Raw genomic sequence first — 25,322 nt, forward strand, 5'->3', positions numbered from 1 at the left:
CGGACGGAAGGGCTGGCCCGCCCGGGGAACAGGGCGGCGCCACCGAGGTAATGAGCGGCGGCACCCTGCTCAGCCGGTCACCGACTCAGCCGATCGGTGAACCCATCTCCCCGCGTGCGGGGCCATTCCCTCGCTTGGCGGAGATGGACGGGATCGTGCCGTTGGCGATGAGCTGTCTCACGCCCGCCGTATCGAAGCCGACCAACTTGCCCTGGTCGGCGGTCGTGCTGTAGCCGCCATTAGGGCTGCACATGATGGGCTTGATACCGGACGAGGTCGCTACGCACTCGCCCGCCGCCACGGTGCCGTCGCCGTTGAGGTCCTTGTTCGGGTGGTCCAGGCCGATGACGTGAAGCATCTCGTGGGGGAAGACGTTGTTCAGCATGTATGTGGGCAGATACCACCCGGTCCAGTACTCCGAGTTCATCTGGACGTGTCCGCCCCATGCTGCGTTGTCGCCGGTCCAGCAGGGCAGGGCGCGGGACATGCCCGGCTGCCCGTTCAGAGGCCGGTAGACCTCGGCGAACTGGATCGTTCCCTTGGTGGGAGGGCACACTGCGGGATCGACGTTGGTGACGCCACCGATGGATATGTTCACGCCTTCGGCCTGAAGCTGCGCGATCGACCGAGTGAGATACGGCGTGTACTTGGTCTTGAGCGCCGTTGACGTGAACGTGACGGTGAAGACAGTGCCGGGCTCGATGCTGGTCACACGGTCCTTGGACAGAAGCTTCCAACCGTTGCCCTCCAGAGGCCGCCCGACCGCTACCGCGGGGTGGGCGGATAACAACAACGTGACTACCGCCACCATGGCACCGATGACGGAAAACCTAGACTTCATCTCTTCCGATTCCTCTGGTTTGTTCAGACCCGGGTGGGACGAGTGAGAAGACGCTCCCACCGATCCCGTACGTCCAAGTAGCTTGGTGGTCAGGGGGCTTGATGCTCCCGCGACGCCCCATGCTAATCGGCACGCCACTCCCGGTATGAGGCCCCACCAGCCGGCTCGCCACGCCCATTGGCCGCACTGATGGGTGTCCTGGCCGCCATGTGGCCCGCGCACAGCGCCGCCCGGTTCAACACACTCACGGCCATCAGGACGGAGTAGCCACCTCCGTCCACCGTGGCCCCTCGGGGCGCGCCATGCGAATCCTGATGCACGGCCAGGCGACGAACCGAGGGCCGGAAGCTCGCGCCGCGGCGACGCCCGCGGCCGAAGCCAGTAGTCAGTAGTCAGTAGCCACCTGGATACGAGGCACTTCGACGGCCTGCCGGTGGCCAAAGTGCCGGTAGCCGCCCGGAGTGACCTCCCCGCCTGATTCGACCCATCCCGTTTGACCGGATTCCAGAACCATTATATAGTTCGTTGCGCAACTAAATACCTGAGGCTGTGTGCTCCACCCCGCAGCAGCCCGCCCCACTGACGGTCTGCTCGTACGGGCCGAGGGCGTTGCGGACCACCGACCGTCTCGGTGACGACTGGCTGTCCGGCAACGGCTACGCGATCCCAGCCCCAAGGAGCCAGAATGAGCAACAGGAGGACCGGCGACCGTCGGCGCGGGAACCGCACCGAGAGTGGCCGAAGCGGAGCCGTACCGGCCACCGCGCCGAAAAGACGTCACGGCACCAAAAAGGCGGCCCACAAGGCTGGCCGACCTGCCGCCGCGAAGACCGCCCGGGACAGCGGTAGCAGCCGTCAGGGCCGAGGTGAGGCCCGCCGCCTGGTCGAGGTGCACAACCACTACCGCCGCGAACTCACACAGGTGCGGGAGATCCTGCGTCAGGTCAGGAAGGGCAGTGCCTCCATTGAACGGGCCCGCGGCCGGATCAACACCCTCGCCCTCGCCACTGCCGACGGCGGATTCAGCGAGATCTGCCGCGCCTCCTGCCGCTCCTTGGCCGAGCACCACCGGCTGGAGGACCGTACCGTCTTCCCCCACCTGCGCCGCAGCGAGCGCAGCCTCCAACCGGTCCTCGACCGGCTCGACAAGGAACACCGCACCATCCACACCCTCCTCAAGGATGTGGACCGGGCCCTGGTCCACCTCGCCCGCAACCCCGGCGACCACGCCCCCGTCACCCAAGCGATCAACCTCCTCACCGACGCCGTCCTCTCCCACTTCGCCTACGAGGAACGCGAGCTACTCGGCCCCCTCGCCCGCTATGGATTCGCCCCCGGTCCCCGCAAGTAGCCCTGATCCCACTCCCCGCCCAGGCATCCCCCTGGGGTCAGTCGGCTCTAACGTCTTCATCGGGTTGATCAGGTCATTCGTAGGGTTGGGTCGCGTTGCCGTCCGAGTGGTCTGCGGTGGTGGAGCGGGCGCCGATGCGGAGGGCGAGGCCGTCCAGATAGATGTCGAGTTTGTCGGTGAACCAGCCGCGGCCGTGCCAGGTGGCGTCGGCGGTGAACTCGGCTGCGAACGGGATGGTCTCCGACCAGGTGTCGCGGTACTCCTCTCGTACCGTCCGGCCGTTCCCCGCGCTGATCTCGCGGTCGAGATGGCGCATGGCGACCCAGGTGGTGAGGACGAGTTCGGCGACGAAGTCCACCGAGACGACGGCCTCGCGGTCGGTCAGGCCGGCCGCGACCAGACTGCGGGCGTACCGGACCAGCCGTTCGATGATGGCCGGGGGGGTACCCGGCGTGGTGAGCACGGCCTGGGCGAACCCCGGGTGGGCGTCGCACAGCTCCCAGATCCGGTCGGCGAACTCCCTCAGCAGCTCGCGCCAGGGCAGCTCACTCTCCGGCCACCGGGAGCGTTCCACGGCCAGGCCGATCGCGGTTCGGACCAGGTCGTCGCGATCGTGTACATAGCGGTAGAGCGTGGAGTGGCTGACCCCGAGACGGGCAGCGACGCTGGGCATGCTGAAGTCCGCCAGGCCCTCGGCGAGGGCGGCCTCGGCGACGGCCCTGGTGGTCAGCGAGCGGGAGGGGCCGGGGCGCCGGCCGGGCGAAGTCACCCGGCCGGCGCCCCTGCTGTCCGTTCCGGATCGCCGGGGACCGGTGGAACCCGGTCTCGGCTCCTCTGTGCCAGCGCCGTCGGCCCCGTCGGCGGCGTTCGTCATGAGCGGGCCGTGGTGATCCGCCACCCGGCCGCCCGGCTCCGCTCGTGCCAGAACCGCGCATAGTGCCCACCGAGGGCGAGGAGGTCCGCGTGGGTGCCGCGTTCGGCGACCCGTCCTTCGTGGAGTACCACGATCTGGTCCGCTGTCATCACGGTGCTCAGCCTATGGGTGATGACCAGGAGAGTGCTGTTCGCGCGCAGTTCCTCCAGGGCGCGCTGTACCGCCGCCTCGTTCTCCGGGTCGAGCGCTGCAGTGGCCTCGTCCAGCAGGACCACTGGCGCGTTCTTCAGCAGAGCGCGAGCGACCGAGACCCGCTGGCGTTCACCGCCGGAGAGGGCCCGACCGCCCTCGCCGACCCGGGCCGACCAGCCGTCCGGCAGCCGGTCGACGATCTCGTCCACCCCGGCGAGGCGGGCCGCGCGGTGGACCTCGTCGTCGGTCGCGTCCGGACGTCCGATGCGGATGTTGCCGATCAGGGTGTCGTCGAAGAGGTGCACGTCCTGGAAGACCAGTGCCAACTGGGCCATCAGGTCCTCGGTGCGCTGTTCCCGAACGTCCGTTCCACCGACCCGGACGGTGCCCCCGCGGACGTCGGAAAAGCGGGCGATCAGCCGGGTCACGGTGGTCTTCCCGGACCCGGATGCACCGACCAGGGCGGTCATGGTCCGGGGCGGCACGGTGAAGCCGACACCGTCGAGCACGTCCGGGCCCTCTGCGTACCCGAAGCGCACCCCGGTCAGCTCGATCTCACCAGGGGTGCGGACCGGGGTGGAGCGCTCGGGTGCAGGCAGTGGCGATTCGTCCAGGACCTCGCGCACCCGGCGTAGATCGCTTCCGGCCATCCGTAGCACCCCGGCCAGTTCCCCCACTTCCGCGAGCGGCCCGGTGAAACGCGCCACCAGGGCGAGCAGGGCGACGAGTTCGACCGGGTCGACGCTGTCCCGCAACGCGAGCAGGGCGCCCAAGCCGATCAGGGCGGAGAAGCAGAGCTGTACGGCAAAACCGCTGAGCAGCATGCCGGGAATGGAGAGCACGACCTGTCGGCGTGCTGCGATCCGCTGTTCTTCCAGGGCGTCTTCCAGCGGTCGGTAGCCCTCGGTGGTGCGCCCGAAGGCCCGCAGAACGGTCTGATCGCGGGCGAACTCCAGCACTCGGTTGGCCGCCTCCACCCCGGCCCGGTCGTTCTCCTCGTCCGATCGTGTCATCAGGCGTATGGAGAGCCGGGCGGCGAGCAGGATCAGTGGTGAGCAGACCAGGACGGCGAGGCCGAGCCGCCAGTCGTGCCAGAGCATCACCACGACCACGGTTGCCGGGGCGAGGACGCCGGTGACCAGTGGCTGGAGCAGATGGGCGCAGCTTCCTGCGATGGAGAAGACGGATTTGGTGCCGATCCGGCTGAGCCGTCCGACCGTGGTCCCGTCGAACCAGCCGAGTGGCAGGGTCACCGCGTGGTCGCCCAGTCGGTGATGGAGCGTGGTCAGGATCACCAGGGCGAGCCGGAAGCCCAGCATGGCTTGGGCGTAGTGGGCAAGGAGCGAGAGGGCCGCCGCCCCGCCCATCCAGGGGAGCCACTGCGCGGCGCCGTCCGTGTCCCCCGCCAGCAGCCGCCCCAGTACGGGGACGACGAAGGCGACTGCGGCGCCCTGGGAGACGCCGGTGAGGGCGAGGGTTCCCAGGTAGCGGACAAGGGCGGGGCGGTGGTCGGGGCCGAGGACGGTCGCCAGGTCGCGGATCATGAGTTGGTCCCTTCGTGGGTCGCCCACAGCCGGGCGTAGCGGCCGTCGGCGGCCAGCAGTTCGGCGTGGGTGCCGCGCTCCACTAGGCGTCCGCCGTCCAGTACGGCGATGGTGTCGGCGGTCGTGACGGTGGAGAGCCGGTGCGCGATCACCAGGACGGTCCGTCCGGCGATCAGCGGGGCGAGGGCGTCTTGGATCTCGGCCTCCGACGAGGGGTCTGCGAAGGCGGTGGCCTCGTCGAGGACGAGGACGGGGGTGTCCGCGAGGAGCGCGCGGGCGATGGAGACGCGCTGTGCCTCGCCGCCGGAGAGGGCCAGTCCCTCGCCGACGACCGTGTCGTAGCCGTCCGGGAGGGCGAGGATGCGCTGGTGCACCCGGGCTGCCTCCGCCGCCGCCCGAACCTCCGCGTCGCCGGCCTCGGGCTTTCCCAGCCGGATGTTGTCGCGGATTGTGCCGCGTACCAGCCGGACGTCCTGGAGGACGAAGCCGACGGTGCGGTAGAGGTCCCTGGTGCTCAGTTCGCGGACGTCCACCCCGCCCACGGTCACACGGCCGCCCGTCACTTCGTGGAAGCGGGTGACCAGGGCGGCGAGGGTGGATTTTCCGGCACCGGATGGGCCGACGAGCGCGGTCAGGGTGCCGGGAGCGAGCCGCAAGCTCACTCCGTCCAGGACCTGCCGGGTGCCGTCGTAGCTGAACGACACGGTCTCCAGGGCGACTTCGTGGCCCTGGAGGGGTTGGGGATTCTCCGGCTCGGGCAGGACGGGGACGGTGAGGACGGCGTCGATCCGCAGCGCGGCGGCGGTCGCCTCACGTTTGGCCTGGGCGCTGAATCCGAGGGTGAGCAGCGCGCTGGGCAGGATCATGGCGACCAGGGAGGTGGTCACCGCGTCGACGGGTGTCACCCAGCCGAGGGAGACGAACCAGATGCCGCCGCCGAGGGTGACCAACAGGACGACCGGTGGTGAGATCGCCATCGAGGCCACGGCCTCCAGTTTGAGCATCGGGCGCACCCAGTCGCTGTAGTTGCGGCCGAAGCGGGTGGCTGCCTCCCGGTAGCTGGCGTGGGCCTGCCCGGTACGGCCGAAGGTCTTGACCACGGCGATGCCCTGGACGAATTCGACGATGCTGCGGTTGACCGCTGCCACACCCGCGTCCATAGCGGCCATCTGTGGGGCGAAGTCCCGCATCATGTACGCGTACACGCCGAGGTACACGGGCAGGGTGATGACGGCGAGCAGGGCGAGGCGCCAGTCCAGCCAGAGGAGATAGCCGAATCCGGCGATCGGGACGGTGATCGCGCCCACGGATTCGACTGCGCTGTGGGCGACGAGATGGTGGAGGTCGTGCACGTCGTTCTGGGCCGCCTTGCGCACTGCGGCCGAGGAGTTGGCGTCGAACCAGCCGAGGGGGACCCGGCCCAGCCGGTCCACGATCCGGCGCCGCAGTGACGCCTGGAGCCGGACGTCCGCGAAGTGGGTGACGACCAGGGCCGCGAGGCCGAAGACTCCGCGGACGGTCAGACCGAGCAGGGCGATCACTACGGCCCGGCGCACCGCGTTCTCGTCGGTGGGACCGGCGGCCAGCAGGGCCCGGGCCAATTCGGCGATGGCGATGAAGGGAACAACGGCGGCGGCGGAGCCGATCACCTGGAGTCCCATCCCGATCAAGGTCGGGGCGCGGACCGGGGCGAGCAGATCCTTCAAGACGGTGTGCGCCCGGTCGTCGGAGCCGGACACGGGGCGGGATACCGGGGCCTCTTGGGGAGCACCGCTCTCCCGATCGGGGGCCGTTGTTTCGGTCATGGCCATGCCGCCACCTCTTTACAGACAGGCTGTCTCATTTGAGTGAGGGTAGCCTAAGTTTCAGTGGAGGGACCCTGTCGGTGTGGATCGCAGGGTGGCGCAGCCGGGCGCCGGGCAGTCCGGCAGGAAGATGGGGCGCGGCCGGGGGTTGGCTCCGCCGCTTCGTCTGAGGCGAGCGGGCTGGTCCGGTGCGCTTCCCCTCCGTCAGCTTCCGCGCCACAAAAAGGACCACTGGCTCGGCCTGGGTGCCGACCTCGTCAGCTTCGGCCGCGCTTTCAGCGCCAACCCTGACCTGGTCGAGCGCCTACGCGGCGGCCTCCCGATCGCCCCCGCCGACGAGCCTGCGCACGGACCGCTACGGAGGCACGGTCGCCAACCGGATCCGGTTCGCCGTGGAAGCCGTCGCCGCCACCGTCGAGACCGTCGGAGCTGCCAGGACCGGCATCCGACTCTGGCCGGGCGGAGGGTTCTGGGGAATTGAACTGCCAGCAGACCCGGTACACACGCCGCCTGCTTCAAGTTGCGGCGAGACCTAGGGAGCTCACTAGAGAGCCGGAGAAGCCTGTCGTCGGGAGAGAACCAGCCGGCGTTGCTCTCGGTCGATCTCTATGACGACGACCGTGATCTCGTCGCCGACTTGAACCACCACCCGGGAGCCTCTACAGGCGTCCAGCTGAGCTCTTGTAGATGGACCAGTCCCTCGATGTCCTTGGTGACTTGCACGAACACTCCGAACGGGACCAGCTTGGTGACCCGTCCCTGCAGTGTCTCCCCCACCGTGGTGATCTCGGCGAAGGTCTGGAACGGGTCAGGCTGCGTCGCTCGCAGGGACAGCCTGGCCTCTCCGTTCGTGGTGTCGAACTGGAGGAACTCGCACGAAACGCGCTGTCCCACCTGAACAACGTCCGAAGCTGTCTCGAAGCGTCGCCAGGACAGCTCGGGGATCGTGATGAATCCGACGCCGGGGAAGACCGGATGGTCCGGGCCGTCGTCCAGCGCCACGAACACTCCGAACCGTTCGATCGACCCGATCCGGCCCGACAGTATTTCGCCAGCGCGGAGAGATTTCAGGAATGCCCAGAGCTCGGGGTTCTCCGTAGCGGCCGTGGACATCAAAGCTCGACCTTGCTCCAGGTCGACGGCAGTCACCTCGGCGGTGATCCGGTCGCCGACCTCCACCGCCGCTGCCGAGAACCGGACCCAGGACAGATCCAGCGACCCCACGAACCCCAGCGGACGTGCGATGAAAGCGTCCAGGGTCACCGCCATACCTCGTCGAGATACCTCTGCCACGGTCCCGCTGCAGACTTCACCGACCTGCAACGCGGCCAGAAACTCCCCGGAGAACTCATCGTCCGACGCCCCGCCCATGCCAACCAGCCTCCCACGGAAATCCGTTTGTCGGCTCAAGGGACGGACCGTGCTCGACAGCCGAGTTGAAATGGGCTTGGTCGCGGGCGGGGTTGGACGGGACAGCGGTTTTCGGAAGCTGCCTTACCGCTCAGCTGTACGCAGTCACAACGCCGGTCGGATCGTTGGGATGGGTCAAGATTCACGGTCCCGACTTGACCCTCACGTTGGGTGAGGCTTGAGGGTGGGGTGCATGAGTGACTACTACAACGCATTCGAGATGAGTCCCGTACCTGCTCCCGGCCCGGATGCGGTTCCGCCGGAGCCGTTCCGCGGCATCTACGGGATGCCCGCGTTCGTGACGATCCCCACGAGCGATCTGGCGGCATCGGTGGACTTCTGGATTCGTGGGCTCGGGTTCTTCGAGCTGTTCAGCATCCCCGACACAATGGTGCATCTGCGCCGGTGGGCGTTCCAGGACGTACTGCTCGTCTCGGCGGCGAGCATGCCCGAGCAGCCACCGGCGATGAGCTTCAGCTTCTCGGGCGTACTCAGCCAGGTCGACCCCCTTGCCGAGGCATGTCGTCGGTTGCGCCCGAACTCGGTCGACGGCCCGCGGGACACTCCGTGGAACACCCGCGATGTGGAGGTGATCACCCCCGAGAACGCACGGGTCGTCTTCACCGCGGCGAAGCCCTTCGATCCGACCAGCCAGGAGGCGCGGAACCTTGAAGCCATCGGGATCACCCCACCCGTCGACAGTCACGGCGACCATGAGGAGCATGCCTGACACCATGGACGCCGATGGCCTGACCGTCGGTCAGGTCTCGACATGTCTGGACGTGACGGTCCGCGCGCTGCACCACTGGGACGAGATCGGTCTGGCGCGACCATCGCTGCGCACAACCGCCGGATACCGGCTCTACACCCCTGGTGATCTGGAACGCCTGCACCGCATCGTCGTCTACCGTGAGCTCGGTCTCGGCCTGGACAGGATCCGGGCCGTCCTCGACGACTCGACCACAGACGTGCCCGGCGCATTGCGCGCGCAACGCACCCAGGTCGCTGAACGGATCGACCGCCTCCAGCAACTCAGCTCCGGACTGGACCGGATGATCGACGCCCACGAGCGCGGCCCGCTGCTGAGCGTCGAGCAGCAGGCCGCGGTCTTCGGCCCCCACTGGAACCCGAACGGGCCGGCCCAAGCCCGTCAGCGCTACGGAGACACAACGCAATGGCGGCAGTACGCCGAACGCTCGGCCTCTCGCACTCCAGAGGAATGGCAGGCCATAGCCGACGACATCGCCGGCCTCGACCGCGCCCTCGGGGATGCGATGGATGCAGGCGTCACACCTGGCAGCCCAGAAGCGAATCAACTGGTCGAGCGGCACCGCGAAGTCTTTGCTTCGTACTTTCCCCTCACCCGACAGATGCAGGTCTGTCTCGGCCGCATGTATGAGGCCGACCCGGGATTCGCCGCCCACTACGACAGCATCCGCGCCGGCCTCGCCACATGGCTCCGTCAAATCATCGACGCCAGCGCCCGTACCCACCGCATCGACCCCCACACCGCCACCTGGCAGGGGTCTCCGTCGTAGCGGCATAGAAAGCGCCGCTCAGATCGATCTTGGCTAGCCAGCACACGCACCGGCGATGCCACCGCGGGTCGTAGACACATCACGTCCAACACCCTCACGACCCCTGCGACAGAACGGCGGCATCGGGGCTGATGAGGGGTCGACAGGTAGGCCCACAGGGGACGCACGGCCCGCGCTCACACGTCCCGGCGTCGTACCACGAGTACCGCGGTGGCTATCGCCGCGGTGACCCACGCGCCGTACACGATCCACGCCTCGGTGACGGTCAGCGGATACTTGCCCAAGTCGTGCACCCTCGCCGGGTTCATCACCAGCCGCTCCCAGGCGCTGAGTGGCATGGCGTTCCCGATCTCCTTCACCCAGCGGAAGCGCTCGCCCCGGAAGAGCGCCGGTACCAGCAGCAACAGGGCAATGACAGTGACGACGGAGCCCGCGGCGTGCCGGACGGCCGCACCCACCGCCATACCGACCAGCGCACACAGCGGTGCGAGCAGCGCGGCTGCGGCCACGGCGCGCAGTGCGCCCGGGTCGCCCAGTGACAGTCCGCCATGATCACGCAGCAGCATCTGGGTGACGCCGAAGGAGGTGCCGGCGACGATCACACCGAGCGCCAACATGACCATCGACACCACGGTCACCTTGGCGGCGATCACCGCCTGCCGGTCGGGGACGGCGGCGAAGGTCGTACGGATCAGCCCGCTGGAGTACTCACCGAAGACCGCGATCGCCCCCACCGTGGCAGCGATGATCATGAACAGCTGCCAGGCGGGATCGACGAACGCCGTGGCGAGTGGATCGAACAAGAACAGACGGTCCGAAAACCCAGGCCGCTCCGGTGGCCGCAGTGTCTGGTGGGCCAGCCGGTCCGCGTTGGACGCGGCGGAGTTCACATTGATGCCGACCACGGCCAGCGCACCGACGCCGAGCACCCAGTAAGTGGAGTGCAGCGACCAGATTTTGATCCACTCTGCGGCGAGGAGATGACGGAACCGGGCGGGTACCCCCCGGACCGGGAGACGGGCAGGCGCCTCGCCGAGCACGGGGGTCATCGGGCAGCTCCTGCGGAGTATTCGACGCTCTCCGCGGTGAGTTCCATGAACGCCTCCTCCAAAGAGGCCGAGTGCGGGCTGAGCTCGTGCAGCCGTACCCCATGCGCGAAAGCGAGCTCGCCGATGCGCTCAGCGGGCAGACCGGTCACCGTGTACACCCCGTCGAGCTCCACCCGTACCATCGCCCCCGCGTCAGCCAACACACCGGACAGGATCTCCGCGTCGGGCGTACGGACGCTCACCCCGAGCTGCGTACTGCGGGCAGCGAAGTCCCGCAGGCTCTCCGCTGCGATCAGCCTGCCGCGGCCGATGACGATCAGGTCCTCGGCGGTCTGCTCCATCTCCCCCATCAGATGGCTGGAGACGAGCACGGTGCGCCCTTCGTCCGCCAATTGCCTGAAGAGGTTCCGCACCCAGCGCACCCCTTCCGGGTCGAGGCCGTTGAGCGGCTCGTCGAAGAGCAGTACGGGTGGATCGCCGAGCAGAGCGGCGGCGATACCGAGCCGCTGTTTCATCCCCAATGAGAAGCCGCCGATCCTGCGGCCTGCCGCGTCGGCCATGCCCACCTCCGCCAGCACCTCCGCGACCCGTCGGCGTGACAGCCCGTTGCCGGCCGCCAGTGCAGTCAGATGGGCGCGGGCGGTGGAACCACCGTGGACGTCATGGGCGTCGAGGAGAGCGCCGACATGCCGCAGGCCACGGGGATGGTCGCCGAACGGCTGCCCGTCGACGGTGACGGTGCCGTCAGTGGGCTGGTTCAGCCCGAGAACCATCCGCAGCGTGGTGGTCTTGCCGGCACCGTTCGGGCCGAGGAACCCGGTGACCACGCCCGGGCGCACGGTGAACGACAGGCGGTCGACGGCGGTGGTCTTGCCATATCGCTTGGTGAGTTCGGTTGCTTCGATCATGGTCTCCACGCTGCCGGAGCGGATTCGGCTCGGGCGTCGGACCGTCGACCACAATCGGAACATCCAAGTAGCCTCCAGGCGTACGCCCATGGGCCAATTCCGGGGTGCGGACGGGGTGCCTATGATCGGCGCATGAAAGCCCCGCTGGATACTCTGCGGTCGCTCCTCGTCGAGATCCTGACCTGGTGCTCAGGCATAGCCTACGTCGTCTTGCTGTACGTCGTCGTGCTGAACACCGGCCGCGAACTGACCGGAATGCGCCTGCTGCTGGCCCTGTCGCCCTCCGTACTGCTGCTGCCTCTGGTGCTGCGTCGGCCGCTGCCCGCCCTGGTGCTGCTGCTCACCGCCTCCTTCGCCGCGACCGTGTCGGCGGACTCGGCCATGGCCGCAGGGCAGGGAGCCATGGGCATCGTGCCGCCCGCGCACACGCAGGCATGGCAGATCGCCTATCTCCAGGCGGTGCTCACCGATCTCATCGTCGGATGGATCGCCGCCACCAGGTCGCGGCTAACGGCGACGGTCGCCGCACTGGCGGCGCTCGGCATGCAGATCGGGGGCGCCAGCTACCACCGGGAGGGCACCTCGTCATTCCTCACCGCCTCGGCCTTCCTGGCGCTGATGATGGTCACCGCCTGGACGGTCGGCTACTCGGCCCGCGAACGCCGCCAGCACACGGCTACGCTGCGGGCCCGGGTCGCCGAACAGGCCGTCACCGCGGAGCGGCTGCGGATCGCTCGGGAGCTGCACGACATGGTGGCGCACAGCATCGGTGTCATCGCCATCCAGGCCGGGATGGGACGGCGCGTCATCGACACCCAGCCGTCGGAGGCCCGCAACGCCCTCGCTGCCATTGAGGACACCAGCCGCGACACCCTGGCGGGCCTGCGTCGGATGCTCGGCGCGTTGCGGGAGGCGGACCCGGGAGACGGCGCTCCGCTCGGCCCGGTACCGGCGCTCGCCGATCTCGGTGCGTTGGTGCAGCGAACCCAGGACGCGGGCGTGCGGGTGGACATCGACTGGCGAGGCGAACGGCGCCCGCTGCCGCCGGAGATCGAACTGTCCGCGTACCGCATCATCCAAGAGGCGATCACCAACGTGGTCCGCCACTCGGGCGCCGACGCCTGCCGGGTGACCGTCGACTGCCGGGAGGACGACCTGTCCATCGAGATCACCGACGAGGGCTGTGGCCTGTCCGGTCTGCCCGGCGCCGCAGGCTACGGGCAGACCGGTATGCGGGAGCGAGCGGCGCTGCTGCAGGGCGACTTCACGGCCGGGCCGCGCCCCGAAGGCGGCTTCCGCGTGGCAGCACGGCTCCCGGTGCCAGCGGCGGTCACATGACCCGGGTGCTGCTCACCGACGACCAGCCGCTGGTCCGGCACGGGCTGCGGGTGCTGATCGCCGACCGCCTCGGGCTGGAGGTGGTGGGCGAGGCGGCGAACGGCGAGGAGGCGGTACGGCTTGCGGACCAGCTGGCGCCGGATGTGGTGATGATGGACATTCGGATGCCCTGCATGGACGGTGTCGAGGCCACGCGGCGGATCACCGCGAGCCCCGGCACACCACCGAAGGTCCTCATCCTCACCACGTTCGACGACGACGAGTACGTCTATGGCGCGCTCCGAGCCGGGGCGAGCGGCTTCCTCGTCAAAGACATGGACATGGACCAGATCCTCACCGCGATCGAGATCGTCGCCGCGGGCGACGCCCTCATCGCGCCGAGCGTGACACGCCGCCTGATCGCGGAGTTCGCAGCCCGCCCGGCAGTTGCTCCGCCACCGCGACCGGTGGAGGGCATCACCCCCCGAGAGCGGGAGGTGCTCACCCTGGTCGGCCGGGGACTGTCCAACGCAGAGATCGCCTCGCAACTACACATCAGCATGGCCACGGCCAAGGCCCATGTGAGCAGGCTGCTGACGAAGCTGGACGCCCGGGACAGAGTGCAACTGGTCATCACGGCGTACGAATTGAGGCTGGTGACCACACCGCAGGGATAGGGACGCCGACCCGTACAACCACGGGCCACTGACCCACCAGCCAAGAAGGGCAGCGTGGCCAGTCACACGCACTGCTGCGCTTCGGCCGCTGCTCCCAGAACGGGCCTGCCCCTGCGCCGCCGACCATCTCAACACGGAGCGGTAGGGCCGCGCCACCACCGTCATCCCCGGCCTCGGCTTCACAGCCATCGCGGGGGGGAAGCTCCGTTCGACGTCAGCGACCGCCATGGTCGTCGACGACCGGCCCCTGGACCCACTGCAACGTGATCTCCATCCAAGGTGGTTTCGATGCGCTCGGCCTGCAGCCCGCGGCCTCTGCGCAAGGCCGCCGTTGCAGCCCGGGGTATCAGCGGAGCGAGTACGTCTCACTCGCTATCGGTGAGTTCATATCGACGTACCACGCCACCGTGATCTGCCCAGGTGATCTTCGAAGACGGCCCCATAGTTCTCGCGGAGGCCGAACCTCCCTGGTTGGGGTCGCCGCTGCAGCCGTACTGGACGATGCCCGCACCCGGCCGCTTCGGCGCGCTCTCGACATCGAAGTCCCCCATCAGGGCGATGTCGGGCAACGGGGCCACACTCTCGGCCTGTTGATCCTGACAACGCTCACCGCAGATGCGACAGGAGGGCAGAGTTCAGTAGCGGGGACCGGTGAAGGACGAGCCGCTGGAGCTCTTGAAGGGGCGCGGAGGGTTCTAGGCCGAGTTCCTGTCCGAGCTCGCGGTGAAGGGTGTTGTAGGCAGCGAGCGCGTCGCTCTGCCGGCCCGAGAGATAGAGGGCAAGCATCTGTTTCATCCGCAGTTGCTCGCGGAATGGGTGCGCGCGAATGGGGGCGGTGACCTCGCTGATCACTCGTGCGTACTCCCCCAGAGCCAGCTCGGCCGCAAGGTACTCCTCCAGCACCGTCAGCCGGAGTTCATCCAAGTGAACGGATTCCGCATAGAGGGCGGGGATGGACAGGACGTCGGCAAGTGCCTCGCCCTGCCAGATGGAAAGGGCCTTGCGGAAGTACTCGGCGGCCTGCTGGTGATCTCCGCGATCACCTGCTCTCCGGGCCTCCTGGGCGTGCTGCTGAAACAGCACGAGATCCAGTTCGCCCGGTCGCAGCATGAGCTGGTACCCCGGAGGCGCGTAGCGGATTCGGTCCAAGGCGCCGTGGCTTTCAAGAAGCCTCCGTAAGTGCCAGATGTAGACCTGTAGGTTCTTCCCCGCACTGGGCGGCGAGGCGCCTTGCCACAACGCGTCCATGAGTCGGTCCACCGAAACCACCGCGCCATTGCTACATGCCAGGAGCGCAAGGATGGTTCGTTGTTTGAACGATCTTATCCTGATGGTCTCCTTTTCACAGGTGAGCGATATGGGACCCAAGATCTTGATCTCCATGAGGTCTCCCTTTGTGATCAAAAGGATGGAACGCTCATGCCCCCGTTGCGGACACCCCGCCGGGAGCCCGGCGTTGGGATCGCGTGCGCCGACCGTCGCCGGCAGATGCGGATTCAGCCAAAGCTGGCCGAAGATATGAGGCTGTACTACGTCTATGTGAATTCCCCTGGAAATAGTTACAGTTGGCCTGCGCATCAGTCAACCAGTAGACGAGCTGGAGCCAATCTGCTCACCTGACCGTAGGATCCGATGGATTGATGAGGGGCGCCGATGGCGGAGGAACAGCGGGACGCACCACTCTCCGAGCGGCTGGACAGCTTGTTCCGCACCAGTCGCCCGGAAGGGCGCAACTGGACGAACGACGAGGTCGCGGCACGCATCAAGGAGTCACATCCCGGGATGCGGGTCAGCGGCGCGTATCTCTCGGCGCTACGCACGGGGCGACGCGTCCGCCCTTCACCGGAACTACAGGCGGCGCTGGCCGAGTTCTTCGGCGTGTCACCCGCCTACTTCGTCGATCCCGGCTATGCCGAGAGCGTCAACAGTCAACTGGCCGTTCTGAGCGCCATGAACCAGGCGGGCGTGCGTGCCTTCGCGCTACGAGCGGTGGGACTCCCGCAGGAAAGCCTGCACTCGATCGCTACGGTTCTCGATCAGATACGCAAACTACAGGGACTTCCCCCGGTGGAGGACGACTGATGCGTGCGATTCCTGGCTGTCCCGTCGATGGTCGGATACGCAGACGTCGACTCAAAGAGCTACGGCGCCAATGTGAGTATTACCTGGCTGAATTGAACATCCCTGAGCTTCTAGACATAGACGGCTTGTGTACCCATCTGGGCGAGTCACGAGGCCGTCCCATCCACTTGCTGCCGATGGAACTGCATCGAGCGAGGGTGTACGGAATCTGGGTCTCCCTGAAGGAGGCGGACTACATCGCCTACGAGAAGCACACCAGCGTGGCCCACCAATCGCACATCATCGCCCACGAGTTATCGCACATACTCTGCGACCACCGGGCCGGCGGTCAGGGCGACAGCGGCCTGGCCGAGCTGTTTCCGAACCTCGACCCGGACCTCGTCCAGGGCATGCTGCTGCGTTGCGGATACACCCAGGACGCCGAACAGGAGGCGGAGATCATGGCTTCATTGCTCCTGTTGCGAGCCCAGCACCGTACGACCGAGCTCTCCTGGGGGCCTCCCCCGGAGGATGTGGAGACTCTGGCCCGCATCGAAGGGGTGATCGGGCTCGGCACTCTGGACGAGGCGAAGGAAGGAGAGCCCTCGCCACCGCGCGACGGTGGTATCGCGAGGTGATTCATCAGCTGCTCGCCTGGGGCTGTGTCATCGGAGGGCTGGCGGCGTTCCTGTACAAGGCGCCCGGCCTGATGAGCGGTCGAAGAAGACCCGCCCGCATCGCGCTCTGTGTCTGCTTCATGGCCACAAGCCTGGGCTTCATGGTGGTGGTGGAGCCGTTCCGTTCATTGGCCGACCGATTCCTCAGCATGTCCGGGGCCGCCGTCATGCTGGTGCCCCTGCTGATGATCGTGGTCACTACCGCCCAGCAGGTAGTGCTGGTGCACTTGTCCGATCCACCCGAACAGGCCACTCGCAAAGCTTGGCGGCGGATCGTCGGCTACGGCGTGCCGCTCATCGCGCTGACGGCCTTCTGTGTTCACCTGGGACTGCCGAAGCACGAGGTGACCGGTGACAGCGACATCCTCTTGAACATGCGCGACCCCCGGTACGCGGGGTACCTCCTGGTGCACCTCGCGCTGTACGCGGTGGGGCAGTTCGAAACGGCCCGTTGCTGTCTGCGCTATACAAAGATCGCCAACCGTCCCTGGCTGATTCGGGGCATGTGGGCGGTGACGGCGGGGTCCGTCATCATCGTCTGCTACTGCGTCACGCGCGGCGCCACAGCGTTCGGCACCTGGCTCGGGGCAACGAACATGTGGGATTCGCATTGGTGGATCGCTGGCAGTCTCGGGCCGCTTCTGCAGATCTTCGGCTGGACAGTGCCTTGCTGGGGACCGAAGCTCAGAGGCTGCCATCGATGTCTCATCGCCTACTGTTCCTACCAGCGTCTGCGGCCACTGTGGTGCGCTCTATACCGGTCAACACCGGAGATCGCCCTGGAGCCGCCGCGGTCCCGCCTCGTGGACCTCATTCCACGGCGGGGTCTTGAGTACCGCCTGTACCGTCGCGCCATCGAGATCCGCGACGGTCAATTGGCGCTGCGCCGTCACGTCGCTCGGCCTGTATCGGACGGGCCAGCGTTCCCCGAAGCAGGGAGCGGGGCTTCCGCCGCTCAAGAGGCGGCGACCCTCCTGGCCGGATTGCGTGCGCGACGGCCGGGGGCTCCGGCGATCAGCGACCCGCTGAGCCAGAAGACACCCATAGCCGCGCGGAGCGACCTTGTCGGCGAAGTCCAATGGCTCACACAGGTCTCACGCGTCTTTCGACAGCTCGAAAGCTCAAACTCGAGTAACGCGCTTCGCCGCTACGGGGAGGGCCCCCTGTCAGACCGCCTTGTTCAGTGGAGGAGTCCGCAGAGCGAGCGCGACGGGCACCAGGTTGGCAACGAGCGCAAGGAGGGCGATGCCCACCGCGGTGCCACCGAGCAGCGGAACGGGAAGGGACGGCAACGCGGAACCGGTTAGTCCGTGGCTGAAGGTCGCCAGGGGTAGGGAGGCGGCAGCGGCGCCCGCCAAAAGAGCGAGTCCGGAGACGGCGATCCACTCCCACACGACGATACGAGCCAGCAGACGACGGTCCGCTCCGAGCGTGCGCAGCAGCATGAGATCCTTCTTTCGCTGCACCGCGGCCATGGTCAGTGCGGTGGCCGTCGCCGCCGCACTGAAGGCGAGAAGGGTGCCCAGCAGCAGGTAGCGGCTCCTGGAATCCGCGGCGGACACCGCCTCGACGCGTGCCACCGCCTGGTGCCGCTCCAACACGCGGACCGTGGGAAAGTCGGTGCGTACACGACTCAGCAGCGCGTCGACGCTCGCCAACCCGTCGCTCGTGCGCGCGGCCAAGTACACCTCCGTATCAAGCCCGAGGGTCACGTGTCTCAGCGCGAGGTCACGCGGTACGAGGAGATCCGCGAAACCGTCCGATCGGTCGAAGGACGCGACGACACGCAACCGCACCGCGTTGCCGTCCCCGAGGACGATCGGCACGTGCTCACCGAGCCGCCAGCCCAGCCGGTGTGCCAGATTCGTGGAGATGGCCACGGAGTTACCGCGGAGATCCGTCAGACGGCCGTCACGAACGGCCAGGTCAAGTGTCGCAGCCGTGGCATCGGGTTGCAGCCCCTTCGCAGAGACGGTCTCCAGCACATCGCCGATCGGGCTCTTCCGCCTCACGACGAACCGTGTCGATACCATGGGGGCAACGGCCCGCACTCCGGGAAAGTCACGTGCGCGGTCGGCGATGCCTGGCGGGAGACCGTCGGCACCGTTGGCCACCAGTACCCGGTCGACCTCGGTCAAACGTGCGGTGGCCTGCTGTGCGCTCTCCCTCTCCAGCGTGGTCCCGGTGAAGAGCACCGTGCAGGCGAAGCCGGAGACCAGGGTGAGGGGAACCACCGCGCCGGCAAGTCTGCGCGTCTCAGCACGGAACGCCCGGTGGGTCAGATGGCCGGCGATCCCGCCCACACGCGTCATGGCGGAACCGATCAGACCCATCCCCAGTCGCACCACCACCGGCCCGAGCAGCGCGAACCCCAGCAGCAGCACAGCCACGTACGCCAAGGTCCGGATGACGTCACCCTCGCTCTGGTTCCGCAGGGTGAGCACCACGCCCACGACCAGGACCAGGACCCCGCCGAGAGTACGCCAGCCGGAGACGCCCTGCGGTGGCGCGTCCGCTTCACGCAGAGCTTCCACGGGACGGATCCGACTCGCCCTACGGACCGCCATGAGCGCCGCCGCCTGCACCCCGATGAGACTGAGGATCGCCGCGGCAAGGAGTGGCAGGAGGCTTCGGGACAGAGAGAGTTGGGCGGGGAGAATCCCCGCGGATACGAGGACCTCACGCATCGGTTCCGCCAGGAGAAGACCGAGCGGGCCGCCCAGCAGGGTTCCGACACTCGCCAGGATCAACGCCTCCCCGCACACCATGCCGCGGACCGTGCCACGGGACGCGCCGACAGCGCGCAGCAGCGCGATTTCACGCCGTCGCTGCTGTACGGAGATGCTGAACGGCCCGGACACGATGACCATGGTGAACACCGCAGCCAGCAACCCGAACGACGCGGAGATGGCGAGTGCGAAGTCCCGCCCCGCGACGGTCTCTCGATTCTCCGCCTCGGCTCGGTCACCACCGTGCAGTACGCGCACACCGGCGGCTCCGACGCGTTCCTCGATCCGCAGGGCGAGTTGCCGCGGGGAGACTCCAGGACGCGTGGTGACGGCGATGGCGGACGGGCCGGGCAAGACCCCCGCGGAACGACTTAGCTCCGCCGCCTCCCGGTCGGTGAAGAACAACGATGCCTCGCGTGGACGCTCGCCGCGACGGCCCGGGCTCCCCGCAGGCTCGACGAATCCCACGACACGGTAGGTGCGGGCGCCGCTCACCGTCAGCACGCGCACTGTCGAACCGGGTTCCAACTCCGTCCGTGCAGCGGTGCGGCGGTCGACCACCACATCGCCGTCGCGGCGCGGTGGCTGCCCGGACACCAGCCGGAACGGAGTTGTCGACGCCGCACTCCAGGCGTGCCCCCGAGAGGGTCCGCCGTTCGGGCCGCCGACAGCGACACCGTCGACTCCGACGAGTTGTGCGTACAGCGGCCGGTCCTCGACGACGCCGAGCACTCCTGGCACACGCCGTACTTGATCGGCGAGTCCTTGCGGCAGTGGCCGTTCCTCCGGCAGAACAGCTTGGATCGACCGCCCGCCGGGCTGTTTCTCCTTGACCCAGGGGTCACCGTCCACCACGACATCGGCTGCTGCGAACCGCTCGGGTAACGCCTTCATTCTCAGGCTCGATTCGAAGTACACCCCCCACACCGTGGTGAGCACTACTCCCAGGAGGACGCCCGCGAACGCGCCGACAAGTCCCGGCAGGCGACCGCGTACGGTGCGCCATGCGATTAATGCCATGGTGATGCCGTCAACCTTTCAGCCCCAGCTGACCACCGAGAAACGCGAGGACATCCGATCCCAGAGCGGCTGCCCGGCTCGTCGATCGCTTGCCGTGTCCCGAGCCCGCTTCCCGGCGCAAGAGCACTGGCCTGCCCGAGCGGTTCGCATGTTGCAGGGCTCCGCACATCTTCCGCGCATGACTGGGATCTACACGGGTGTCACCCTGGAAGACCGCGAACAGCACGGCCGGATAGGAAGTTTCCTCTCGCACATTATGATACGGAGAGTAGCTGAGCAACCAACGAACGTGTTCGGGATCGTCCGCGGTTCCGTACTCGGCACTCCACAATCGCCCCATGCCTGACCTCTCGTACCGGAGCATGTCGAGAAGCGGCGCCGAACATACCGCGGCACCGTACAGCTCCGGCCGCTGGACCAGTGCCGAGGCGACCAACAGCCCTCCGTTGGAGCCGCCCACGGCTCCCAGTTGTCTTGGTGTCGTCCAACCGTTGTCGACCAGCCACTCCGCTGCGGCGTGGAAATCGTCGATGCTGTTCTGTTTGCCCGCACCCGTGCCCGCCCGATGCCACGCCTGCCCCTGCTCGCCCCCTCCGCGAACCTGAGCCACGGCGTACACACCGCCTGCCTCCACCCAAGCCAGTGCGTCGGGTTGGTACGACGGGGACATGCTGACGCCGAACCCACCGTACGCGGTCAGCAGCAGCGGGCGGGGGCGCCCGGGCTTCGTGTCCTGGGCGAGGACCAGCATCCCGACCGATGTGCCGTCCTCGCTGCGGTAGCGGACGTGGCGCGTGGTCACGGCGGTACGCGACCGCACTGATGGACGAGGTGTGCCGCCGACCATCAGCCCCGTGCGCGGGTCGTAGCGGTGGATTCGAGGAGGAGAGGTCATGTCGGCGTGGGCGATCCACGCCTCGCCCGGCGTGTCGGCCTCACTCGCGGGGTGTACGGATATGCCCCTGACGGTTCCGAGCTCCGGCAGCGGCACCCGGCGGATCAGCTCACCGGTGTCCGTGCGGTGCACCGTGACCGTGTGGACGGCATCCCGCGCCCACTGGGCGAGCAACAGCCCTCCGCCGAGCGGCACGACGCGTGCGAGCACCGCCCAGGGGTCTTCGGGGATGAGTTCCTCCCACGGCCCTCGGGGGTTCTCGGGGTCGGCGACGCACAACCGGTGCCGGGGCGCGTTCTCGTCGGTCAGGAGGTACAGACGTCCGTCGGGCCCCGCATCCGCCCGCACACGAGCCCGGCCGGCGGGGTGGAAGGTACGGAGGCGGGGCTGGCTGGCCGGGCCCGAGCCGAGGTCCGCCAGCATGAGTTCGCGGGACAGGGCCGGGCCTGCGGCCAGGGACACCAGGAGAAGGCGCCCGTTCGGGCTGACGCGGACGTCGTACACCCGGCGGTGGTCATCCTGGCCGCCTAGCACCAGGACATCTTCGCGCGTGTGTTCTCCCACCCGGTGCCACCAAAGGCAGGGCCGTGCGCCGGGCGCGGTACCGCCGTCGGAACCGTACTCGGGGCGGGTGTAGTAGAAGGACCGGCCGTCGGGCAGCCATGCGACCGGGGAAGAGCGGCAACCAGTGATTCCGTCATCGGCCAGGAGTCCGCCCGTGCGGACGTCCAGGACCCGGAGGCTGGCGTTCTCGCTGCCGCTGTACGCCAACTGGCAGGCGACGAGACGTCCGTCGGGGGACGGTTCCCAGGCTTCGAGGGTGATGGTGTCGGCATCCGACAGGTGTGCCAGGTCGAGCAGGGGACGATCCAGGTCGTCGGGCGCCGAGGTGTACAGCACCTCGTGCTCGTTGCCGGGGATGTGGCGCAGAAAGAAGCGACGGTCGCCCCGCCACGCCGGGACCTGTTCCGAGGCCGCCCCGTACAGTTCGCGCAGCCGTGGGCCGAACCGGTGGGGCCAGGTACGTCGTTCCGCTGCGTAAAGCCGGTCCTGTGCGGCTTCCCAGGTGCGGGTCTCGGCCGACGAGGAGTCCTCCAGCCAGCGGTACGGGTCCTGTGTGGACACTCCGAACACGCGGTGGACGGTCGGGTCCCGGTGGGCGGGCGGGAATCGCCGGCCGGAGTCCCGCGGTGCCATGGCCTCAGTCATAGCACCGAGGCGGTGAACCGCAGGATCGTCACCAGATCGGCCATGGCACCGGAGCCGACACGGCCGGTGTGTACGGACATGCCTTCCTGTGTGGGCACGACGTAGTGACCCTCCTCTTCCAGAAGTTTCAGGTTCCTTCGCACGGATGGGCGGTGCAGCGCCGCCTCGGGTACCGACGGGGCGATCACGACCGGGCAGGTCGAGCTCATCACCGTGCTCACGGCGAGACTGTCCGGCATGCCGGTGGCACATTTGGCCACGAAATTTGTGGTCGCCGGTGCGACGATGATCAGTTCTGCCCAGGCTGCCAGTTCCTGGTGGGGAGTCATACCTTCCGAAGTCGGCCAGTGCGGGCCCCGGACGGCCGCGCCAGCGGCCGCGGCGAGTGCTTCGCGGGACACCAGCCGGTCGGCCGAGTGGGTCAGACAAGGCCGAATCGACCAGCCGTACCAGGAACGGAGCAGAGCGGCCCACCCCGGAAGCTCAACGACGGAGAAGGCGCCCGTACCAATGAGTACGACATTGCCGTGAACGAGAGGAAGGTGACGGGGCGCACGGGGCGGTGGGCCCCCCGCCGGGTCGGTGGACGACAGGCGGTTCATCGGACGACTCCTTTGCGGAACAGGCTGGCGGCCCATGAGACTGTGAGCACCGCGAGCCCTCCGACCACGGCGAATCCCACTGGTATCGCGGTGTCATGGAATTGGCCGGCCATCAGACTTCTGGCGGCTTCGACGGCGTAGTACAGGGGATTGACCTTGGCCATCGCCTGCAGCCAGCCGGGAGCGAGCGTGACGGGGAGCAGAAGGCCACTCACCAGCGTGAGCGGCATGGTCAGTATGTTGACCGTGCTCGCCAGGGTGTTCTCGTCGCGCAGTACGAGTGCCAGGCCGTAGGAGGTGCTGGCACCGAGCACTCCGACCAGGGCGACCAGAACCAGAGTCATCGCCGTTCCCCCGAGATGCGCGCGAAGCCCCATCGCCATGGCTACCGCGAGGAGGAGCAGCGCCTGGGCGGTGAGCAGGGTGACATCGCGCAGGAGCCATCCCGACAGCAGCCCGACGCGGCTGACGGGGGTGGCGGCCAACCGCTCCAACACACCGGTACGGAGGTCTGCTAGGAGGGTCAGTCCCATGAAGGTGCTGCCGAACAGGGCGACCATCATCAGCAGCCCGGGGACGAACAGCATGAACTGGTTCCCGCTGCTGACGCCGGGGCCCGTCACCGACCTCACCAGCGGGCCGAACAGCACGAGCCACATCACGGGTTGCCCCAGACCGAGCACGATCCAGGTGCGGTTGCTGACCGCCTCGTGCAGCGCGAAACGGTAGAGCGCTCGGGTGTCCGGCAGCAGAGTGTTCATTGTGCCGCCCCTGGACCGTCTGTGAGGGAACGGCCGGTGTGGTGCAGGAAGACGTCGTCGAGGCTGGGGCGCGACAGTGCCACTTGGTCCACCGCACACCCCATGGAGTTGAGCGTGTGCAGCACCAGAGGAAGTGCCTTCTCGCCGTCGTCCGTGTACACCCGCAGATGGGAGTCGTCGGCGCGGACGGAGTGGACTCCGGACAGTTGCGTGAGCTCGACACGCACGGCGTCCGTGTGCCCGCTTTCCAGTCGGAGCCGCAGGACATCGGGTGAGAGCGACTTCTTGAGTTCCTCGGGGGTACCGCAGACCACTACTCGGCCCTCGTCGATGATCGCCAGCTGATCGCACAGGCTGTCCGCCTCGTGCAGGTAGTGGCTGGTGAGGAAAACAGTGGAACCACGGTCGCGGAGGGCCCTGATCTCCTGCCACAGCCCGGATCTGGCGCGAGGGTCGAGGCCCAGGGTGGGCTCGTCTAGGAAGAGGAGTCCGGGGGCGTGGACCAGTCCGACGGCCAGCGCCAGCCGACGGGCCTGTCCGCCCGACAAACTCCCGGTCCGTCGCTCATCCAGGCCCCGGAGGCCGAAGACCCGGAGCATGGTGTCGGCTCGCTCTGCTGCCTGCGGGGCGGTCAGACCGAACAGCCGCGCCTGGAGGAGGAGGTTTGCGCGGACCCGGGTCGCGGGATTGACCCCGCCGTACTGGCTGACATAGCCGATCCGGCGCCGGACCTCTCCCGGTTCGGACAGCACGTCGTGACCTGCGACGACCGCGCTTCCGCTGTCGGGCGCCAGCAGTGTGGCGAGGATCCGAACCGTGGTGGTCTTCCCCGCTCCGTTCGGGCCGAGGAAGCCGAAGATCGATCCCGTGGGCACAGTGAGGTCGATGCCCCGTAACGCCTCTGCCGGTTGTCCTGTCGGCTGCCTGCCCCAGCGCCGTCGCCTTGGCGCCGGATATGCCTTCCGCAGTGCGCGGACCTCGATGGCCGCTCCGGGATCGCCCGTGGCCTGCAGGGCGGCCCTCCCGAGCTGGGGAACCGTCATGCGCGAATGTCTCGTGTGTGTTCGAGGAAGGACCGCAGGTGTGCACCGGTCCGGCCGGCCAGGAGCACGCGCGTGGCCTCCTTCGCCTGTGCCCTGTCCTCCGCGGGCACGATGTCCTCGGGCGGGGCGAGGGGAGATTCGGGGCCCAGCGCGTAGTAGTCGTCGCGGAGCATCGAGATGGAGACGCCGTCGTGGTAGACGCCGTCGAGGAAGAAATAGTCGCGGAGCAGTCCCTCGAAGATGAAGCCCCGCTCACCGACGAGGCGAACGCTCCGCTTGTTGTAGAGACCGACGACCCCCTGCACACGGTGGGCGTTCTTGGAGTGGAACAGATGCCGGAGCAGGAGGCTCAGGGCTTCGGCTCCGTAGCCTGCGCCCCAGTGCTTCGGGTCGCCGATGTTGATGCCGATCTCGTAGTTCCCGGCGTAGGTCGCCCGGGAGTAGTCCGCGACGCCGACGAGTTGACCCTCGTCCGTGACAACCGCGAGGTACTGGTGTCCGCTCTGCCGGGAGAAATCCCGTAGCTCTTCCCCGGACAGAAACTCCGCGGAGGCCGATGAGTAGGCTCCCGACTGGCCCGAAGACCACTTCGCCAGTTGCTCGTAGTCCTCGTCCGACATCCGCTGCAGACGGACGAGCTTTCCTGTGATGGCCATCAGTCTCTTCCCATCGGGTTCTACCGGGACCCTGAGAGTCCGTACCGTGGACGCCGGGCCCGCCGCTGGGCGAGGTCAGTGCCTCGCCGACAGCAGCGGGCCCGGCATGCGGGGCGTGAGACGATGAGGCAACCACTCTCACACCACATCACTAGGTGTTTCT

22 protein-coding genes and 2 pseudogenes are annotated in these 25,322 nt (G+C 67.9%); 9 read left to right on the plus strand and 15 right to left on the minus strand.

Annotated elements, in window-relative coordinates:
- Window positions 1-85 precede the first annotated feature (85 nt).
- A complete protein-coding gene (locus OID54_RS03760; RefSeq protein ID WP_329013826.1) occupies window positions 86-841 on the minus strand; it encodes a hypothetical protein in 756 nt (251 codons plus the stop codon).
- A gap of 685 nt (window positions 842-1,526) precedes the next feature.
- Between OID54_RS03760 and OID54_RS03765 the strand changes: the two genes are divergently transcribed.
- Window positions 1,527-2,192, plus strand: coding sequence for a hemerythrin domain-containing protein (locus OID54_RS03765; protein WP_329013829.1), 666 nt, complete (start codon window positions 1,527-1,529; stop codon window positions 2,190-2,192).
- 73 nt (window positions 2,193-2,265) lie between these two features.
- On the opposite strand, the gene OID54_RS03770 is transcribed toward OID54_RS03765, so the two are convergent.
- The 3 genes from OID54_RS03770 to OID54_RS03780 all read right to left on the minus strand — a co-directional run bounded on the left by OID54_RS03770 (window position 2,266) and on the right by OID54_RS03780 (window position 6,607).
- Window positions 2,266-2,961, minus strand: coding sequence for a TetR/AcrR family transcriptional regulator (locus tag OID54_RS03770; RefSeq protein ID WP_329013832.1), 696 nt, complete (start codon window positions 2,959-2,961; stop codon window positions 2,266-2,268).
- Between the two features lie 101 nt (window positions 2,962-3,062).
- On the minus strand, window positions 3,063-4,802 hold the full coding sequence (locus OID54_RS03775; RefSeq protein ID WP_329013837.1) for an ABC transporter ATP-binding protein: 1,740 nt from the start codon (window positions 4,800-4,802) through the stop codon (window positions 3,063-3,065).
- The gene (locus OID54_RS03780; protein WP_329013840.1) at window positions 4,799-6,607 is read right to left on the minus strand and encodes an ABC transporter ATP-binding protein; all 1,809 of its coding nucleotides are present in this window, start codon (window positions 6,605-6,607) and stop codon (window positions 4,799-4,801) included. The genes OID54_RS03775 and OID54_RS03780 overlap by 4 nt, the downstream gene beginning before the upstream one ends.
- A 338-nt stretch (window positions 6,608-6,945) precedes the next feature.
- Between OID54_RS03780 and OID54_RS03790 the strand changes: the two are divergent.
- Window positions 6,946-7,089: pseudogene (locus OID54_RS03790) on the plus strand (oxidoreductase); the annotation flags it as partial.
- 62 nt (window positions 7,090-7,151) lie between these two features.
- Here OID54_RS03790 and OID54_RS39145 read toward each other — a convergent pair.
- Window positions 7,152-7,256 carry a S1 RNA-binding domain-containing protein gene (locus OID54_RS39145; protein ID WP_443055519.1) on the minus strand — a complete coding sequence of 35 codons (105 nt, stop codon included), beginning with the start codon at window positions 7,254-7,256 and terminating at the stop codon, window positions 7,152-7,154.
- Window positions 7,214-7,870 carry a S1 RNA-binding domain-containing protein gene (locus tag OID54_RS03795; RefSeq protein WP_329013842.1) on the minus strand — a complete coding sequence of 219 codons (657 nt, stop codon included), beginning with the start codon at window positions 7,868-7,870 and terminating at the stop codon, window positions 7,214-7,216. The genes OID54_RS39145 and OID54_RS03795 overlap by 43 nt, the downstream gene beginning before the upstream one ends.
- Before the next feature lie 340 nt (window positions 7,871-8,210).
- Here OID54_RS03795 and OID54_RS03800 point away from each other — a divergent pair, with 340 nt between their 5' ends.
- The gene (locus tag OID54_RS03800; RefSeq protein WP_329013845.1) at window positions 8,211-8,747 is read left to right on the plus strand and encodes a VOC family protein; all 537 of its coding nucleotides are present in this window, start codon (window positions 8,211-8,213) and stop codon (window positions 8,745-8,747) included.
- Entirely contained in the window at window positions 8,740-9,555 is an 816-nt protein-coding gene (locus OID54_RS03805; protein ID WP_329013848.1) for a MerR family transcriptional regulator, read from the plus strand. Before OID54_RS03800 ends, OID54_RS03805 begins: the two co-directional genes overlap by 8 nt.
- A gap of 176 nt (window positions 9,556-9,731) precedes the next feature.
- Here OID54_RS03805 and OID54_RS03810 read toward each other — a convergent pair whose 3' ends face one another.
- Complete coding sequence (locus tag OID54_RS03810) at window positions 9,732-10,604, minus strand: ABC transporter permease (RefSeq protein ID WP_329013851.1); 873 nt, start codon at window positions 10,602-10,604, stop codon at window positions 9,732-9,734.
- The gene (locus OID54_RS03815; RefSeq protein ID WP_329013854.1) at window positions 10,601-11,512 is read right to left on the minus strand and encodes an ABC transporter ATP-binding protein; all 912 of its coding nucleotides are present in this window, start codon (window positions 11,510-11,512) and stop codon (window positions 10,601-10,603) included. Before OID54_RS03815 ends, OID54_RS03810 begins: the two co-directional genes overlap by 4 nt.
- A 132-nt stretch (window positions 11,513-11,644) precedes the next feature.
- Here OID54_RS03815 and OID54_RS03820 point away from each other — a divergent pair, with 132 nt between their 5' ends.
- A complete protein-coding gene (locus OID54_RS03820) occupies window positions 11,645-12,850 on the plus strand; it encodes a sensor histidine kinase (RefSeq protein ID WP_329013855.1) in 1,206 nt (401 codons plus the stop codon).
- Complete coding sequence (locus OID54_RS03825) at window positions 12,847-13,506, plus strand: response regulator transcription factor (RefSeq protein ID WP_329013858.1); 660 nt, start codon at window positions 12,847-12,849, stop codon at window positions 13,504-13,506. The genes OID54_RS03820 and OID54_RS03825 overlap by 4 nt, the downstream gene beginning before the upstream one ends.
- 606 nt (window positions 13,507-14,112) lie before the next feature.
- Here the strand turns inward: OID54_RS03825 and OID54_RS03830 are convergent.
- Window positions 14,113-14,889 carry an AfsR/SARP family transcriptional regulator gene (locus OID54_RS03830; protein WP_329013860.1) on the minus strand — a complete coding sequence of 259 codons (777 nt, stop codon included), beginning with the start codon at window positions 14,887-14,889 and terminating at the stop codon, window positions 14,113-14,115.
- Between the two features lie 270 nt (window positions 14,890-15,159).
- On the opposite strand from OID54_RS03830, the gene OID54_RS03835 reads away from it, so the two are divergent.
- From OID54_RS03835 to OID54_RS03845, 3 genes and pseudogenes are all read left to right on the plus strand, one after another.
- Entirely contained in the window at window positions 15,160-15,588 is a 429-nt protein-coding gene (locus OID54_RS03835) for a helix-turn-helix domain-containing protein (RefSeq protein WP_329013863.1), read from the plus strand.
- A gap of 176 nt (window positions 15,589-15,764) precedes the next feature.
- Entirely contained in the window at window positions 15,765-16,205 is a 441-nt protein-coding gene (locus tag OID54_RS03840) for a hypothetical protein (RefSeq protein WP_329013866.1), read from the plus strand.
- Window positions 16,202-17,341 (plus strand): annotated as a pseudogene (locus tag OID54_RS03845) (MAB_1171c family putative transporter); the annotation flags it as partial. The gene OID54_RS03840 and the pseudogene OID54_RS03845, both read left to right, overlap by 4 nt.
- Before the next feature lie 69 nt (window positions 17,342-17,410).
- On the opposite strand, the gene OID54_RS03850 reads toward OID54_RS03845, so the two are convergent.
- From OID54_RS03850 to OID54_RS03875, 6 genes are read right to left on the minus strand one after another with little or no spacing between them, the layout of a single operon-like run.
- A complete protein-coding gene (locus OID54_RS03850; protein WP_329013869.1) occupies window positions 17,411-19,993 on the minus strand; it encodes an ABC transporter permease in 2,583 nt (860 codons plus the stop codon).
- Window positions 19,994-20,003: 10 nt separating this feature from the next.
- Window positions 20,004-22,085, minus strand: coding sequence for a prolyl oligopeptidase family serine peptidase (locus OID54_RS03855; RefSeq protein ID WP_329013871.1), 2,082 nt, complete (start codon window positions 22,083-22,085; stop codon window positions 20,004-20,006).
- A gap of 8 nt (window positions 22,086-22,093) precedes the next feature.
- Window positions 22,094-22,699: a flavoprotein gene (locus tag OID54_RS03860; protein ID WP_329013874.1), complete on the minus strand. Its 606-nt coding sequence runs from the start codon at window positions 22,697-22,699 to the stop codon at window positions 22,094-22,096.
- Complete coding sequence (locus OID54_RS03865; RefSeq protein WP_329013877.1) at window positions 22,696-23,460, minus strand: ABC transporter permease; 765 nt, start codon at window positions 23,458-23,460, stop codon at window positions 22,696-22,698. Before OID54_RS03865 ends, OID54_RS03860 begins: the two co-directional genes overlap by 4 nt.
- The gene (locus tag OID54_RS03870) at window positions 23,457-24,503 is read right to left on the minus strand and encodes an ATP-binding cassette domain-containing protein (RefSeq protein ID WP_329013880.1); all 1,047 of its coding nucleotides are present in this window, start codon (window positions 24,501-24,503) and stop codon (window positions 23,457-23,459) included. Before OID54_RS03870 ends, OID54_RS03865 begins: the two co-directional genes overlap by 4 nt.
- Window positions 24,500-25,159: a GNAT family N-acetyltransferase gene (locus OID54_RS03875; protein ID WP_329013883.1), complete on the minus strand. Its 660-nt coding sequence runs from the start codon at window positions 25,157-25,159 to the stop codon at window positions 24,500-24,502. The genes OID54_RS03870 and OID54_RS03875 overlap by 4 nt, the downstream gene beginning before the upstream one ends.
- Window positions 25,160-25,322: the final 163 nt, after the last annotated feature.

It is taken from the genome of Streptomyces sp. NBC_00690 (assembly GCF_036226685.1).
In the GTDB taxonomy this organism is placed as follows: Bacteria; Actinomycetota; Actinomycetes; order Streptomycetales; family Streptomycetaceae; genus Streptomyces.

What these genes read in the sequence shown, in the direction of transcription:
- OID54_RS03835 (WP_329013863.1), top strand. Translation starts at nt 15,160, where the DNA reads ATGGCGGAGGAACAGCGGGACGCACCACTCTCCGAGCGGCTGGACAGC.
- OID54_RS03860 (WP_329013874.1), bottom strand. Translation starts at nt 22,699, where the DNA reads ATGAACCGCCTGTCGTCCACCGACCCGGCGGGGGGCCCACCGCCCCGT.
- OID54_RS03805 (WP_329013848.1), top strand. Translation starts at nt 8,740, where the DNA reads ATGCCTGACACCATGGACGCCGATGGCCTGACCGTCGGTCAGGTCTCG.
- OID54_RS03775 (WP_329013837.1), bottom strand. Translation starts at nt 4,802, where the DNA reads ATGATCCGCGACCTGGCGACCGTCCTCGGCCCCGACCACCGCCCCGCC.
- OID54_RS03865 (WP_329013877.1), bottom strand. Translation starts at nt 23,460, where the DNA reads ATGAACACTCTGCTGCCGGACACCCGAGCGCTCTACCGTTTCGCGCTG.
- OID54_RS03870 (WP_329013880.1), bottom strand. Translation starts at nt 24,503, where the DNA reads ATGACGGTTCCCCAGCTCGGGAGGGCCGCCCTGCAGGCCACGGGCGAT.
- OID54_RS03820 (WP_329013855.1), top strand. Translation starts at nt 11,645, where the DNA reads ATGAAAGCCCCGCTGGATACTCTGCGGTCGCTCCTCGTCGAGATCCTG.
- OID54_RS03780 (WP_329013840.1), bottom strand. Translation starts at nt 6,607, where the DNA reads ATGACCGAAACAACGGCCCCCGATCGGGAGAGCGGTGCTCCCCAAGAG.
- OID54_RS03815 (WP_329013854.1), bottom strand. Translation starts at nt 11,512, where the DNA reads ATGATCGAAGCAACCGAACTCACCAAGCGATATGGCAAGACCACCGCC.
- OID54_RS03850 (WP_329013869.1), bottom strand. Translation starts at nt 19,993, where the DNA reads ATGGCATTAATCGCATGGCGCACCGTACGCGGTCGCCTGCCGGGACTT.
- OID54_RS03830 (WP_329013860.1), bottom strand. Translation starts at nt 14,889, where the DNA reads ATGGAGATCAAGATCTTGGGTCCCATATCGCTCACCTGTGAAAAGGAG.
- OID54_RS03800 (WP_329013845.1), top strand. Translation starts at nt 8,211, where the DNA reads ATGAGTGACTACTACAACGCATTCGAGATGAGTCCCGTACCTGCTCCC.
- OID54_RS03810 (WP_329013851.1), bottom strand. Translation starts at nt 10,604, where the DNA reads ATGACCCCCGTGCTCGGCGAGGCGCCTGCCCGTCTCCCGGTCCGGGGG.
- OID54_RS03840 (WP_329013866.1), top strand. Translation starts at nt 15,765, where the DNA reads ATGGAACTGCATCGAGCGAGGGTGTACGGAATCTGGGTCTCCCTGAAG.
- OID54_RS03825 (WP_329013858.1), top strand. Translation starts at nt 12,847, where the DNA reads ATGACCCGGGTGCTGCTCACCGACGACCAGCCGCTGGTCCGGCACGGG.
- OID54_RS03765 (WP_329013829.1), top strand. Translation starts at nt 1,527, where the DNA reads ATGAGCAACAGGAGGACCGGCGACCGTCGGCGCGGGAACCGCACCGAG.
- OID54_RS03855 (WP_329013871.1), bottom strand. Translation starts at nt 22,085, where the DNA reads ATGGCACCGCGGGACTCCGGCCGGCGATTCCCGCCCGCCCACCGGGAC.
- OID54_RS03875 (WP_329013883.1), bottom strand. Translation starts at nt 25,159, where the DNA reads ATGGCCATCACAGGAAAGCTCGTCCGTCTGCAGCGGATGTCGGACGAG.
- OID54_RS03760 (WP_329013826.1), bottom strand. Translation starts at nt 841, where the DNA reads ATGAAGTCTAGGTTTTCCGTCATCGGTGCCATGGTGGCGGTAGTCACG.